Below are 14,719 nucleotides of genomic sequence, written 5' to 3'. Positions count from 1 at the left end.
TTGTTGTATTCTTCCAGTTTGTTCTCGATATACTTCAGGTGACGGTCTATTTTGGCCTGGTTGTAATTGTTCTTTTTACTGTTCTGAGCTCTGAGCTTGGTGCTGTCGCCTGCTATCAACACGCCGCCTATCAGGTTAAAATGCCTGGCCAGGGATATGGTTGCCCGAAAAACCTTTTTGATGGGCTTGGGGTTGTCGCGTCGAAAATTGGAAATGGTATTGTGATCTGGGTTAAGGCACCCCAACAACCACATAACCTCGATGTTACGATTGCATTCCTTTTCCAGCTTGCGCGAAGAGCGTATGCCGTTCATATAGCCATACAGATATAGCTTTAATAAAACGCCCGGATGGTATCCCGGGCGACCGGTTTCGCTTTGCGCCATTTGAAAACCGAATTCCTGCATATTAAGGCACGCTACAAACTCATCAATTAACCTCACGTCATTATCTTCGGATACTGCTCCGTCGAGGTTTACCGGAAATAGATTGATTTGTTGACGATCTTGTCCTTGTATGTATCTCATGTATGTAAGATACATAATACCTGTTTTTTACTAAAAAAAACTACACCATACTTATGAACTTTATGTCAACACCTTTTTAGTTTTTAGACAGTCTGACGGTAAATTGTAAGTTACGTTGCGTTTTTCAGCCAACGTCAGCGTCCGCCTGAACATGGCGGGTGGAAAAACCTGCACAGGCCGCATACCCGGGCCGGAGCAATGTAATTTACAAAATGTTAGCTACCGTACTTTTTATTTTTCTCATTAGCTATCGCTGTCATTAAATCAATTGATACTCTAACAAAATCCTTAATAAAGTCAATGTTTCGGATTCGAATCAGTTTTTTACTTGGTCCAAAGAAAATGTCATGTTCTACTATTTTCGTTGATTCCTTTTTTATTTGACCGCTTTGATGAGTTATTGAATTTCTTACATCTTTAAAACTCAATATTGATTTCCAGTTTTCCGAGTTATCATTAGCACTAGATATTTCACCTATGAGATGTATATATTTTCGAAAAGTATCCAGATAACCATTTCCTTTAATGTCTTTAATCTTTATTTTTCCACCTACCTTATTCTCAATCTCTTTTGCTGTAGCTCTCATATAGTTTTCAAAATAAGAAAAGCCTGATAGAAAAAGAGAATGCATTAATAGCCAGTCAAAATGGTATTGATAGTGTGAATATTCTTGAAATTCTTCCTCTGTCCATTCTGACTGTTCTTCCAGTTTTTTTAACAACTCATTAGCTTTCTTTTCTCTTATTACTTTTGTGTCTTCAAAAATTGAAACTATTGATGAGATATTACTTGAATAGATTGATAAATTTAAATCCATTTTAGGTCATTTTTTCGTATGGTAGCTAACGGTAAACTGTAAGTTGCGTGGCAGTTGCGGTGTGCGTTTCTTTCAGCCTGAACTAAAGCAAATGCGGGCACAAACGCCCCAAACCAGTACAAACCCCGCCATGAAATTTACAGAATGTTAGCCACCGTATTTCCTATTTTTCATTAAATAGTATCCCAAATTCCTCAAATTCAAGATTCTCACTTTTAATCATTTCATAATTAATTTCATTGTCTTTTAGGAGGCTATAAAAGGTCTTGATGTATTTATTGTCTGATTTCTTAAACTCGTCAAAAGGAATCGAAAGGATAAATCTTTCGTCATTATTGAACGCACCAAATAGGTCATCTTCAAGTCTAAGCATATCTTTCAATTTGTAGTTATTATAGATTGCATAGGATAGACTGTCGCTTATTGAAAGTCCTATTGATAAATCCGCATAGTTATTGTCTTCTGGCGGAAATCCTAAAAGCCAATAAACGATATTATGAAATCCATAATAGTCTTTAAAGTCAGATGGCATTTTTATTATTGTCCAGTCTCCTAATTGTGCTTTTGAAAATTGATAGGTATAAGTATTTCCTTTTGCTGGTAATTCACCATAGTCCTTTAGTTTAGATTCAACTGATTTCAGATTTGCTCCTTTCACTAAAACATACCTCTTGAAATTTTCTGACTTCAAATTGTCATGGGAATAAATTCTTTCTTTATTAATCGTCAATTCTTTTTGCTCTACTTTTTCTTTCCCAAATAGATTGTTAAAAAAACCCCATGTTTGAAGTTTTTAATATTATTAAAATCAGTACTAATCCCGCAAAAATCAGTAAAATTAATCTCTGTTTTTTCATTGACGATGGCTTTTTTTATATGGTGGCTAACGGCTCGAATATGCGTAGTGCGGAATTTCAAAGCACTTCTCTATCAAACCGCTACGCTGTTTATTAAATGATATAATGTTCAAATTTACCAAATCACCCCGCATTACGTATATTTATTGTTAGGGGCTGGGCTTATTTCTATTGTTATTATTACTAATAATAAAGCTATTCAACAGCCTTACTGCTGATTAGCAACCTTAATCGCCTTGCCTTTCTTCCTTGTTAACTTTAACCACTAGGCGTAAAGGTTTACTATCGCGAATCAAATCGTATATTAAAGAATCCTTTTTATAAAACTCTAACTTTTCAACCTTTGTATAATCTGCATAAGGTCTGCTGTCTATATTTACTATTTCATCTCCACATCTAAGTCCTGCACTTTTGTAGTAATTTCCTTCATAATCTGCTATTTCACTTACAATATATTTTCCTTGACTATTCTTATCAACTAAAAAGTGATAGCGTCTATATCCTGAATTAGAGACTCGCTGGAAGTTGTTATGCGGTTGAAAACCTATCTCTTGCCTATTCAAGTCAAAATAAACATTAAAATGCTTAAGAAAATTTTGCCCGAGAAAATAGCTAATATTAGGATTATTAGGTTCGTTAAAAGTATAAATACGAAGTGAATCAAAAACTAATTTATCCGAAACTCTAGCCTCTACCGTACAATATTTGAAATAACTATTAAGATATTTAGTCCAGATATTATTTTTCTTACAGCTAAAAAATTGTTTTTCTTTTGCGTTATTCATTAGAACTATATCCCATGACATTGCTGTATCAATCATAAACTGTCTATCCAGACTTATGGTATCTCCATCTTCGCAGGTTACAAATATAGGTAGCTGAATATTGAAAGGGCAATTGTTCCCTGCATTATTAATTATTTGTGTTACAAAACAATCCTCTGGCATTTTAAAACACTTAGCTTCATGTATTTCAAAATAATTATTCTCAAAATTTAATTCCCAAACATGAAGAGTATCATTTTTAGGGATATTAAACATCCCATCAGATTCTGTAGTACGAAAATAGTCTTTATAATTGTATATCGACATCTTATCATATTCCAGATTGCACAAGCCAAGTTTTATATCAGGAGCCTTATCAAAAGTTGAAAAAGATGTTCGTTGAGAAGACCAGCCTGAACCGCCTGTAGAAATAAACGATTCTTTAATACCATTTAATACTTCTGGATGAAGTGCACAAAATGTAGAATCTAAATGTAAACAACCAGTTGCAGCTCCACTATCAAATGTAAGCTTAGCGGTAGTGCTATCATTTATTATAACAGGTAAAATAATTTTCCTATTGGTAGGGTTTATTTCAAAATACAATCGATTAACTTCATTTACATTTTTACTTTCGCATGACAGAAGCATCAAAAAAATCATTCCTAAAATCAATCTGATTAAATTCATTATTAATTATATTTTTTGTATTCGAAATTCTTTCTTGGTTTAAGAAAACCAGTCTAGCTCCAGCAAAAATCTCATAAAATATTGTTTATACGGTTTTTGCCTTGCCCCTAACTTGGATATAGAGACCGTAATGACTTTATTATTTCGATTATGGTTTCTATACCGCATATATGATCAGTTATTTTAATCGTTTAAAAACGTTTACTTAATCGTTTAAATACGTTTACTAAATCCTTTAAAGCTACTAAAACCATATGACCTAAATTTTACCGACCTGCTTGCGAATATTGTAATCATAATAGGTTTTTTACATAACCAAATATAAACAGAATCATTTTATATATCTAAATTATCGATAGGGCTTTTTATATTTTCAAGCTTTTTCATAACAACATGAGAATATATTTCTGTCGTTTTTAAAGAGTGATGTCCCATTAGTTCCTGAATAATCTTTATATCCACCCCGTTTTCTATTAAATGCGAAGCAAACGAATGACGTAAGCTATGTGTGGTCACTCTTCTTTGTATACCAGATTTTTGCTTCGCTTTTTCAAATATCTTTTGTATACTACCTACCGAGTATCGCTCACCATATTGCCCTTCAAACAACCATTTTTTGGGTTTATGCTCCAGGTAATACTGCCTAAGTTTATCTCTTATTTTATCTGAAAAAATAGTATAACGATCTTTTCTTCCTTTAGCCCCCCTTATAAAAAGCATATTCCGGTCCTTGTTCAAATCACTAATCTTAATGTTTAGCACCTCGCTTCGGCGAAGTCCGGCAGAATATATAATCAATAATATACACTTGTGTTTCAAATTCTCACTACTCTTTAACAATTGCTGTACCTCATTCTCACTCATAACATTGGGCAATTTACATTCTTTTTGAGGACGTGTGATTTCATAACGTTCTTTTTGTCTTCCCAATACTTTTTCGTAATAAAACTTAATGGCACTTATTAACATATGAACATATTGGGTTGAAACATCTTTTGAATCCCTAACCAATCTAACATACGCCTCAATATCATCTTTCTCGAAACTGTCGATATCTTTATTAATGTAAAAATTAACAAATTCCGAAAAATACTTGTGGTAATTTGCTATCGTACTCCTACTATAGTTCATGGCAACGAGCTTATTTATATATGCGGTTGGACAAGACTTAAACTTCGCCGGATCATAAGCTTGCTCAAGCAACAACTGTATAGTCTCCGCATTATTTATCTCCAGCTCTTTTGAAATGGAAATTCTCGAGACTGACCGTAACTTCCTCAATACCCTATTTATATTTTCATTTTTTCTTTCCATTAGGAATGACCTATAGTTTGATGACCAATGTGTAATCTCCATGTCTTTTAGTATCCTATATAGGCTTTTATTGTACTTAAACCTGATTAATATATGCCTTGGGTATTCTTTATCCGCCACCGGCAGCATCCATAGTTGAAATTTATTCTTCACCCTGCATAACTTTAACCTCTCAATATATCTTTCCGCTGTAACTTTTGCGGATTCTATACAAAAAGGCTTTTCTATTTTACTTAGATACCAATCATTAATCTCAACACTGCGTGAAAAGGAACTGAAAAATAATTCAAGATTTTCTTTACTTTTAATGAAATAAAAGCACTTGTATTCTTTGCTATATCTTATAAAAGCACAATTCTTTAAATTACGAATAAGGTCACTATTTCGATGCTTAAAATAAAGCTTTACCAATGCGTACTGGTTATAATCCCAGTGGTTTAAGTAAATAACCGGTTTTGTGTCCATAACAGATAAATTAAAGTCTATAACAAATAAAATCAATTCAAAGGACTTAGCCGTTTATTAAACGTTTACTTACGTAAATAGACGTATAATAATTCTGATAAGTAAATATAATCACCTATTTTTATGTATAAAAAAAATTTATGACCATGACTCCGGAACCCACTTTCTGTTTGTTTTGCAATACGGAACTAAAAGGAAGAATTGACAAGCAATTTTGCAACGCCCACTGCAAAAGTCTCTACCACAACCGAAATCCAAATACCAAAGAAGCTTTGATACGGAAGGTGAATAAGCAATTAAGGACCAACAGAAGTGCCCTGTATAAAGCCTGCCCGCAGGGAAAAGCAACCGTGCGAAAAGAGTTTTTAACATCGTTGGGCATGGATTTCAAATTCCTGACGCACACCTGGAGGAGTAACGGCGGCAACCTGTATTATTTTTGCTATGATTATGGTTATACCCCATCTGTGGATATCCGCAAAGTGGTGGTCATCCAACAGCAGGAATATATGAAAAAACCTTAGTGTCAAGCATACCCTTACGGGCCAGGCTTTTTCCTTATTTCATTTTTCTTCACGATAAAAAGGCTCACCGCCCGATAGCTAGCGGGATGCCAACTTTTTCTGCTTTTGAAAAATCCAATAATAAATGCATCTTACCCAAAATGCTATACATGAATTGACCCTGAAAGTATAGAAATAGACAGATCGCGTTTTAATGCTTTTTTTTATCAATTCAGTGGAAACAAATGATCGTTGACAAAGTAATTCAACCTGCTTGTTAATGGGGCGGGAAAATTTTTGAGATCGCCTCAACCCTGTAATCAAAAATTTTTTTGAGCTGGTTTTTAATCAATACCGCATTGGCAATTCTACCCAATATGCCAAAGGGAGGAGCATAAGAAATGATGTCGGTCATTTTAACACCTCCTTTAACTACTTCCAACAAATGTTCATGATGCCAAAGGGAATATGGTCCCTGCCGTTGTTCATCAACAAAATATTTCCCGGGCTCAATATGGGTAATTTCTGTAACCCAGGTGGTACTATAACCCGGCAAAGGCTTAACACGGTAACTGATGATCATACCTGCATACATTTTTACAGGCAAACTTCCGGATGTTATTTCGAACCCCATAGAAGCAGGTGTAATTTTTTTAAGGTTCACCGGCGACGAAATAAAATCCCAAAGCTGTTCGGGAGATGAATTCACAATTTGTTCCCGTTTAAATTGATAAAATGCCATAGTGTCTCATATTAGTTGGTATTTATAATTTTGTTGTCGTTGCCTTACACCTTTATTTTTTCAATATCAGCCTTGAACCCGGCTTATGTATTGGAGGTTCGTCATGAGCATTGCAAGTACAATAAAACAAGGCATTACTGAAAACGAGGCATCACTTGTCCCGATTACTTTCGGGAGCATCGTTCTGGTGAGTTGAAGTGATGCAACGAAGTGTCTTGTTGTAAAGTAATTTCAATGGGTAATACAATTTCTAATGCATATTGCGGGTTTAACTTTTATGGTTTCGCCTATTTCTGATACAACAGATTTATCCTTACTAAATATTTATGGTAGAAATACCCCCGTCCACATGCAGTACCTGACCTGTTATCCATGAGGCTTTTTCCGACAATAAAAAGACGGCCATATCCGCAATGTCTTTGGGATTACCAATTCTTTTTAATGGATGTCTGTTCCCATTTGAATCTATTTTAGCTTCTGTATTCAACATGGATGCTGCCAGTGGCGTATTGGTCAAGGAGGGGGCAATGCAATTAAACCTGATCGCCGGTGCGTATTCCGCTGCCAGGGCTTTAGTCAATCCCTCCACAGCGCCTTTTGATGCAGAAACCAATGAATGAAACTTAAAGCCCTGCGACACGGCAACTGTGGAAAAAAATACGACCGAAGCATGCTGAACCTTTTTAAGCTTCGGTAACAATTGCTGCACAACCTTCACCGCGCCCAGTAGCTGAATCTGATAATCGTCTATAAAATCCTCGGGTTTAATTCTATCAAAAGGCTTTAAACGTATGGTTCCCGGGCAATAAACCAACCCATCCAGTGTATCCGGCAAAGATTGTATATTGTATTCATTAGAAGTAACATCCATATGAATATATTTCTCATCGTTTACCCAATTCCTATCTGTACTGGTATTATAGGTAGCCCATATGTTTTTATCCGAGTCATTCTTTAATTCCTCCACAATGGATTTACCTATTCCGCTTGATCCGCCTACTATCAAGTAATTTTTCATATCCTTACAATTTTCTTCCATTTGTCGTATATAACTCCCCGTAAAATTTATGATTCACCTGATTGTACATCCAATTGTACTCACGAATACGTTGTATCTCATTCTGTGTGTGTGCCTGAAATAGTTGAGTTTGAAAGCTCGTTTGATCCCTTCCCATTTAATTTACCACAGGTTTAACTCGTGTCAGGCAGGCAAAACCTTTCAGCTCAAGCCTTACACATTTAACTTTTGACTGCGTTAAATAAATCGTTTACAGAACGCTGCTAAACACAGATTTTTTGCTTGTCAAAAATCAAAATAAGTTCAACTTCACCAACACTACAAACATGACATCACACTGGTGTATTGTCGTCTCCAAAGCAGTATTGTATACTACTCCTTCTGTCACTTAATAACATTCCATATTTATTTTTGTTTAGTTTTATTTGTTATTTATTAAACATTTCTGCGATATTAGGATTTTATAGGATCCGTAAACCATCCTATGCGAATGAGAGGTTCTTCGTTTACACTTTACGTTCTTTTGTTATTTCCTGTGTAAGTTCATTGCTATTCAGTAAGCGTTTAATATTCGATTTGTGCATCATAAAGATAAGAAGGGTACAAACCAGCAGATAATAAAATGTAGGGCCACCTCCGCGCAGTATAATTTCAATTAGCGGCATGGTAACTCCTAGCACCAAAGAACCCAGCGAAACGAATTTAAATCGCCATTTCACCATAAAGTATATGGCTACCGCTATAAAAACGGAAAAAGGAGCGAGTAATACAGAAGCGCCCAGGGTAGTATTTACTCCTTTGCCTCCCCTGAACCTTAGAAAGATGCTAAAATCGTGACCTAATATAGCAGCCAATGCAACCCAGTAAATAAGATAATCAGTGCCATGTATTGTCCTGTCTGCCCAAAACCAACAAATCGTTACCGGCAAAAAACCCTTAAACATATCCAGTAGTTGGGTAACAACGGAGATTCTTTTCCCGGCAACACGGCGCACATTTGTCGACCCAATATTTCCGCTTCCCCATTCCAGAATGTTTTTACCTGTATAATAGTTGGTTAAAAAGTATCCCGTAGGTATGGAACCCAGAAGGTAGGAAAAAATCACAAAAACAATTTGAAGCGTGGTCGTCATTTATTGAGCGGTTTTTTATTTAGGGAACCAGGGGAAAAACGAACTGGTTTTATCAATATATTCTTGATATTCAGGCTTTGAATGCTGCAATGTTTTTTCGAGCATGGCCACTCCCGACACTCTAATAATCAGCCATGTCATAATCACCGAACCTACAATTTGCCAGTAACTTCCCGCGGCAACACTAAAAAGGGCATAGGACCACCACACTGCCGAATCGCCAAAATAATTGGGGTGCCGGGTATATTTCCATAGACCCGTGTTTAATACTTTCCCTTTATTTGCGGCATCACTTTTAAAGCGCGATAGCTGGTAATCGCCTCCAGCTTCAAAAACAAAACCAATGCACCAAAGCACTATGCCCGCATAATCCAATAAATTTAGCTCTCCTGATCCAGTACCCGAACTTACACCCAACAATGGCAAGGAAACAATCATCATCAATACCCCTTGTAAAATAAAGGTTTGAAAATAACTAAACCACCAATATCGTTCTGCCCCATACTTTCGCCTGAATTCCTGATACCTAAAATCCTCTCCCTGGCCAATATTCCTGAAGGCCAGATAAACAGAAAGCCGCAAACCCCAAAGGGTGACCAACGTGAAAATCAAAATCTTTCTGGGATTCACTTCACCTGTCATCCAAACGTAAAACGTATTGATCACTACAAAACCAAATCCCCAAAACAAATCAACAATGCTCACATTTTTTATAATCACGCTCCAAATCCACAAAAGTGTAACCAGCAGCCAAATGAGCAATGAAGCCTGAAAAAACAAAGTCGTCATAAGTTAATTTTTAAGGCGTTAACAAAATTGAAATTGCAATAGCACCCTTACCGGCGTGCATACCGATGACCGGCGAAATATCAACGGTTGAAACGGCTTCTTTTCCTGTAATCCGCTTCATCCTGTCTTCGGCTTGTTCCGCGCCTTGCAAATTATGGGCATGCAAAACCATATAGTTCCATACAGTCTTGTTAATACTTAACTTTTGAATGTGCCTGAAAATTTTATTCAGACTGGCCTGTTGGCTGAAAGTTTTACCGAACAACAAAGATTTACCATCCTTATCCATGGACACCACCGGGTTTAATCCGAGTGTGTTCGCAATAAAGCCTTTAGGTTTTGAGACCCGACCTCCCCTGATCATCGATTTCAGATCCCTGACACTGACAAAAATATGAGCCTGCCCCACATTCTTTTTAAGCGACTCTACTATAGACGATAGCGATTCAGCCTTTTCAATGTTAAGAGCAGTGTTCAACACAAGCAACCCCAAGGCGCCCGATAAGTTTTTGGAGTCAATAACATGGATTGGTTTCTTGAACTCTTTTTTAATTCGCTCCGCCGCTTTAACACTGTTGGTGTACGTTCCACTAAAATTCCGCGTAAGGTGGATGGCTATAACGGCATCATAATGCGATGCCAGATGCGAATACAAGTTGACAAAAGTTTGTTCGTTGATTTGGGATGTTTTAGGAAACTCAGGATGGGATTCCAACATATCGTAAAACTGGTGGGGCTGCATCGTAACCTTATCCAAATATTGATGGTCGCCGAAGTTTAAACTCACAGGTACCACATTTATTTGATAATAATCTATTAATTCCTGCGACAAGTCACAGGTAGAATCGGTTACCAGCGCAATGTTCCACTTTCGCTTGGTGGCAATCTCCTGTTGACGCACCATATCGTCCACTTTTTGATAAGAAACAGTTCCCAGATCTTTTAACTGGTGAAAAAGTGGTGCCGGATGATTGGTATGCACATGGATACGACTAATGCTTTGTGAACCCGCCACAACCACCGAATCACCATTTTTTCGTAATATCAGTTGCAGGTCATTTTTGCTGACCTTTAAATTTTTAATAATAGCTTCCGTGCAAAAACGATAATTTATTTCCTCATCAACTAATTCTTCGGTATGGATTAACGAAATATTTTGTCCCGCCCCCGATACTATATCACGTATGTTTCTGTGCTTAATAAAATCGATAATGCCCTTAATAAATAAAACAAATCCCTTTGCCCCGGCGTCTACCAAACCTGTTTTTTTTAATATTTTTAGTTGTAGTGTAGTTTCGGCGAGTGACTTTTCGAGTATTGCAATTGAATCGATAATGACGTTTCTAAAATCGTGAATGGCTTCTTTTTGGGAATTCAAAAAAATGGACCACTCCTTAATTACAGTCAACATGGTACCCTCTGCCGGATTGGCAATGGCCTTATACATATATGGGATTGATTTATGAACACTTTCCGCAAATTCCGGAAAGGTAATGCTGGGCTTGTTTAATGTTTCCCTGCTCAAACCATGCAAAAACTGGGCAAAAATAACCCCGGAGTTGCCTCTCGCACCCATTAAGGCAGCATCTGCCATATTATTAACGGTAGTTTTATACGATTTATGCGGTTTAATATTATCGATTACCGAACGTATGGTAGAGGCCAGGTTGGTACCCGTATCCTTATCGTTTACCGGAAATACATTAATCTTGTTAATCTCTACTTGATGTTGAAACACTTGATTCCCTCCGGCAACAAATGCATAGTAAAGAAATTTCCCGTTGATGTGAGCTGCTTCAATGTTGTGCATTAGTTAACCATTTTACAATATAAAAAACAAAAAAGCGCACCCTGCACAAAGAGCTGTTCCCATAATAGGGCAATAGAAACCATATAGGTACGCAGATAAGCTAATACTATTATTTTTTCAGTCATTACAATTCCCTCATGATTTAGATGGCTGATTTAAGTGTGGGATAACAAGATAATGTGAAACCCTGAATCCGGATCTTACCTAAAGATAAGATTATTTCATTAAACCCGGATTTGAATACGTAATGGGCATATAAAATACCATAAAGCAAGGAGTGCTTAAACGAGGCTTAACACCGCTATGGTGAGTTGAAGCAACTCAGTGAAACGCCTTGTTTTGAAGTAGTTTAATGACGCAACAGGAATTTTAATGCATATGGCAGGTTAATCCGTAAAGATATAAATACTCCCTTTTTAGCCGAAATCTGTCATCAGGAATTTGAAAAACACTACATGACCACCTATAAAAACCTGTTGACCAATCGGGAGAATATTTTGATTAATTTACAGTACTATCCACTTCGCCATCGCTTAACCGGGTAGTAATTACATCACCTTTGGCAAGTTCCTTCGCATCTTTGACCGCCTTCCCGTTATGATAGGTGATAGAATATCCTTTTTTCAGAATATTCTCGGGATTGAGCAGGCTATTTGTTTTTTCGTGCAAGTTTAATTGTGCATGCCTGTGGTTGAAGAAATGGTTTAACCGACTCGATAACCTTGCCGGAACATGATCCAGGTCGCTGCGTTTATATTGTATAGAACCATAGGTTAAAGACTTTAAATTTTGCGCAGAAAGATTTATTTTGTTTTTTCTGCTTTCGATAAATCGCTGGGATGAAGTGCCTAACTGACGCACCAGCCTGTCCAGTTTATTTTTCTGAACCAGCAGCGCATTGTTTACAACTGGTTTAAACCTGCTGTAAGCCAATTCAAAAGAAGCTTTGCTATCGTTAATTATTTCACGGGTAAGTGCCACCACCTCATCTTTTACCGCGTTTAACCGGTTATCAAAATCACCCACTAACTCAATCAGGTGTTCCGCCACTGCCGTCGGGGTTTTTAAACGGGTATGTGCCACAAAATCAATCACCGTTTCATCACGCTCGTGCCCTATTCCCGAAAATACAGGCAACGGAAACTGCGCTATGTTATAGGCTATCCAGTAATTGTCGAAACACATTAAATCGGAAGTGGAACCTCCCCCGCGAATAATAACCACCACATCAAACACATCCTCATATTCATAAATCCTGTCTAACGCGGCAATGACCGACTCCTCGGTTTGTTCTCCCTGCATCATGGCGGAAAAAAGTTGGATATAGAATTTATAATTTCCCGGGTTATGGTTGAGTTGATTGCAAAAATCCTCATAACCCGCCGCCGTTGGGGAAGAGATAACGGCTATTTTTTGAGGCACCAGGGGCACTTCCAGCTCTTTGTTCATATGGATTACGCCCTCTTCGCTCAGCTTGTTGAGAATGGCCTGTTTTTTTTGTGCCATATCACCCAAAGTATAGGTGGGATCAATATCACGCACGTTAAGGCTAAAACCGTATACTTCCTGAAAATCGATACTCACCCGCACCATGACCTTAAGTCCGGAGACTAGGGCTTGTCCTGTAGCAGACATAAAATAGGGCTTAAGCATCCGATAGGTATAAGCCCAAATATTGGCTCTTGACTTGGCTATGATCTGCTCACTTTTCTCGTCTTTTTCTATCAGTTCCAGATAGCAATGACCGTTTCGCACTTCGCGTATCTCACTTATTTCGGCAACCACCCAATAGGTTTCGGCAAAAGAAGAATGGATGGTTTTCTTAATTTTCTGGTTTAACTCAAAGAGAGACAATGAAGAATCGGACATATATGATAACTGAAAGTTAGACTTAAACTTAACAATAAAACCTTACAAAGGTAATAACCTGACACATAGTTAACACCTGAAAATTAAATATTGTGCCTGCCCATTGAAAGTTTTCTGACGCTCACTGGTCATTTTATCGGATCAATACCTATCGGGGCTTAACATATCCATGTTAAAACTTGGTTTCATACCGGCTATTTGTTCCGTCACTATTTGTCCCGTAATCGGGGCAAGACTCATACCCATCATAGCATGACCTGCCGCTACCGTGAGGTTACCGTATTTTTGGGTTCGCCCAATAATAGGAATGCCATCAGGTGTTAAGGGCCGCAACCCTTGCTGCAATTTTAGTTTATGGGCCCGGTAATATGGAAAACTTGGTATCACTGTTTTGGTCGCATCAAGTATTCCTTGAATTCGTTTGTAATCATACCTGTTTAGTTGACCATTAAACTCCATTCCACTCCCAATTCTTACCATATCCGCAAAGGGAGAAATAGCGATTTTTTCGTTGGTTAATATCATGGGGGTATTTAAAGGCAATACTTCCTTACCAAAATCAATACTATACCCTTTACCCGGCATAACCGGCAAATTCATGTTCAACAGTTTTCCAAGGTAGCTTGTGCCGGCACCAGTGGCCAGAACAAACTCATCTGCTTTAAATGTGTGAAGCCCGCATTTAACCGCGTTCACCGTACCGTTTTTTTGTAAAATCTCGCTGACCCTACTACCGTAATTAAATACCACCCCGTTCTTTGTCAGCCAATCTCTTAACGCTCGCATGTGCATTCCCGGATTTAACATGGCATCGGAATAATACAGGATACCTCCCGTAGCATTAAACCGAATGTTACCCTCCGATTCAGAAAGCGCTTGTGCATCCATGCTTTTGGTTTTTATTCCCAAATTATTCGCCAACAAAGCTAGTTCTATCTCTTCGTGCAACGCCTTCTGAGTAGATGCGACCATCAACAATCCTTTGGAACAATATTCATTATCCCAGTGGTGATCATGCTTTAACTCTTGATAAAGCTTATCACTTTGATAATTGAGTTGATAAAGAAGCGGTATGGCATCATTCACTTTAGCCCGATTAATGGCTGCTTTTGAAAATCTTAAAAACCACCCGATATGACCCAGGTTTTTAACTAAATTAAAAGAAACCGGACCATTGTTAACTAACGTCATTTTTAATCCGGTTTGTAACATGGAAGGAGAAGCTATGGTTATAAAATGACTCGGCACCGTATAACCGCAGTTAACGTATGAGCAACCCGATAAATCCTCTTTTTCGGCAGCTTCGAGTACCTCCACTTCATAATTATTCTGACGCAAATAATAGGCGATGTGCAATCCTATGGTACCAGCTCCAACAATAAGTATTTTCTTCATGTGTATATTGTTATCTTTTTACGGC

At 37.5% G+C, this 14,719-nt stretch carries 13 protein-coding genes; 1 reads left to right on the top strand and 12 read right to left on the bottom strand.

What is annotated here, in order from left to right; all coding sequences use genetic code 11:
• The 5 genes from ACT29I_RS18710 to xerA form a co-directional block, all read right to left on the bottom strand.
• On the bottom strand, window positions 1-527 hold a 527-nt coding region (locus tag ACT29I_RS18710), incomplete at its 3' end, for a transposase (protein WP_430937043.1).
• Between the two features lie 215 nt (window positions 528-742).
• Entirely contained in the window at window positions 743-1,345 is a 603-nt protein-coding gene (locus ACT29I_RS18705; protein WP_444794131.1) for a hypothetical protein, read from the bottom strand.
• Window positions 1,346-1,508: 163 nt separating this feature from the next.
• Complete coding sequence (locus ACT29I_RS18700; protein ID WP_444794130.1) at window positions 1,509-2,036, bottom strand: hypothetical protein; 528 nt, start codon at window positions 2,034-2,036, stop codon at window positions 1,509-1,511.
• 393 nt (window positions 2,037-2,429) lie between these two features.
• Window positions 2,430-3,656, bottom strand: coding sequence for a hypothetical protein (locus ACT29I_RS18695; RefSeq protein WP_444794129.1), 1,227 nt, complete (start codon window positions 3,654-3,656; stop codon window positions 2,430-2,432).
• Window positions 3,657-3,992: 336 nt separating this feature from the next.
• Window positions 3,993-5,435: a site-specific tyrosine recombinase/integron integrase gene (gene xerA / locus ACT29I_RS18690; RefSeq protein ID WP_444794128.1), complete on the bottom strand. Its 1,443-nt coding sequence runs from the start codon at window positions 5,433-5,435 to the stop codon at window positions 3,993-3,995.
• A gap of 146 nt (window positions 5,436-5,581) precedes the next feature.
• Between xerA and ACT29I_RS18685 the strand changes: the two genes are divergently transcribed.
• The gene (locus ACT29I_RS18685) at window positions 5,582-5,959 is read left to right on the top strand and encodes a hypothetical protein (protein ID WP_444794127.1); all 378 of its coding nucleotides are present in this window, start codon (window positions 5,582-5,584) and stop codon (window positions 5,957-5,959) included.
• A 256-nt stretch (window positions 5,960-6,215) separates the two neighbouring features.
• On the opposite strand, the gene ACT29I_RS18680 is transcribed toward ACT29I_RS18685, so the two are convergent.
• The 7 genes from ACT29I_RS18680 to ACT29I_RS18650 form a co-directional block, all read right to left on the bottom strand.
• Window positions 6,216-6,680, bottom strand: a complete 465-nt coding sequence (locus tag ACT29I_RS18680; protein WP_430937368.1) for an SRPBCC family protein — start codon at window positions 6,678-6,680, stop codon at window positions 6,216-6,218.
• 316 nt (window positions 6,681-6,996) lie between these two features.
• Window positions 6,997-7,698 (bottom strand): SDR family NAD(P)-dependent oxidoreductase, encoded by a 702-nt coding sequence (locus ACT29I_RS18675; protein ID WP_444794126.1) that lies wholly within the window; start codon window positions 7,696-7,698, stop codon window positions 6,997-6,999.
• Window positions 7,699-8,204: 506 nt separating this feature from the next.
• A complete protein-coding gene (plsY, locus tag ACT29I_RS18670) occupies window positions 8,205-8,831 on the bottom strand; it encodes a glycerol-3-phosphate 1-O-acyltransferase PlsY (protein WP_444794125.1) in 627 nt (208 codons plus the stop codon).
• Window positions 8,832-8,846: 15 nt separating this feature from the next.
• A complete protein-coding gene (locus ACT29I_RS18665; RefSeq protein ID WP_430934693.1) occupies window positions 8,847-9,620 on the bottom strand; it encodes a DUF1295 domain-containing protein in 774 nt (257 codons plus the stop codon).
• A gap of 10 nt (window positions 9,621-9,630) precedes the next feature.
• Window positions 9,631-11,430: a DAK2 domain-containing protein gene (locus tag ACT29I_RS18660; protein ID WP_444794124.1), complete on the bottom strand. Its 1,800-nt coding sequence runs from the start codon at window positions 11,428-11,430 to the stop codon at window positions 9,631-9,633.
• Between the two features lie 501 nt (window positions 11,431-11,931).
• Window positions 11,932-13,299 (bottom strand): exodeoxyribonuclease VII large subunit, encoded by a 1,368-nt coding sequence (gene xseA, locus ACT29I_RS18655; protein WP_430934695.1) that lies wholly within the window; start codon window positions 13,297-13,299, stop codon window positions 11,932-11,934.
• A gap of 141 nt (window positions 13,300-13,440) precedes the next feature.
• Window positions 13,441-14,694 carry an NAD(P)/FAD-dependent oxidoreductase gene (locus ACT29I_RS18650; protein ID WP_430934696.1) on the bottom strand — a complete coding sequence of 418 codons (1,254 nt, stop codon included), beginning with the start codon at window positions 14,692-14,694 and terminating at the stop codon, window positions 13,441-13,443.
• Window positions 14,695-14,719: the final 25 nt, after the last annotated feature.

The sequence above is a fragment of the Saccharicrinis sp. GN24d3 genome (assembly GCF_052400645.1).
In the GTDB taxonomy this organism is placed as follows: Bacteria; Bacteroidota; Bacteroidia; order Bacteroidales; family Marinilabiliaceae; genus Saccharicrinis.
Note: the sequence above shows the minus strand (reverse complement) of the source record. Positions and strands in the feature narration are given on the sequence as shown.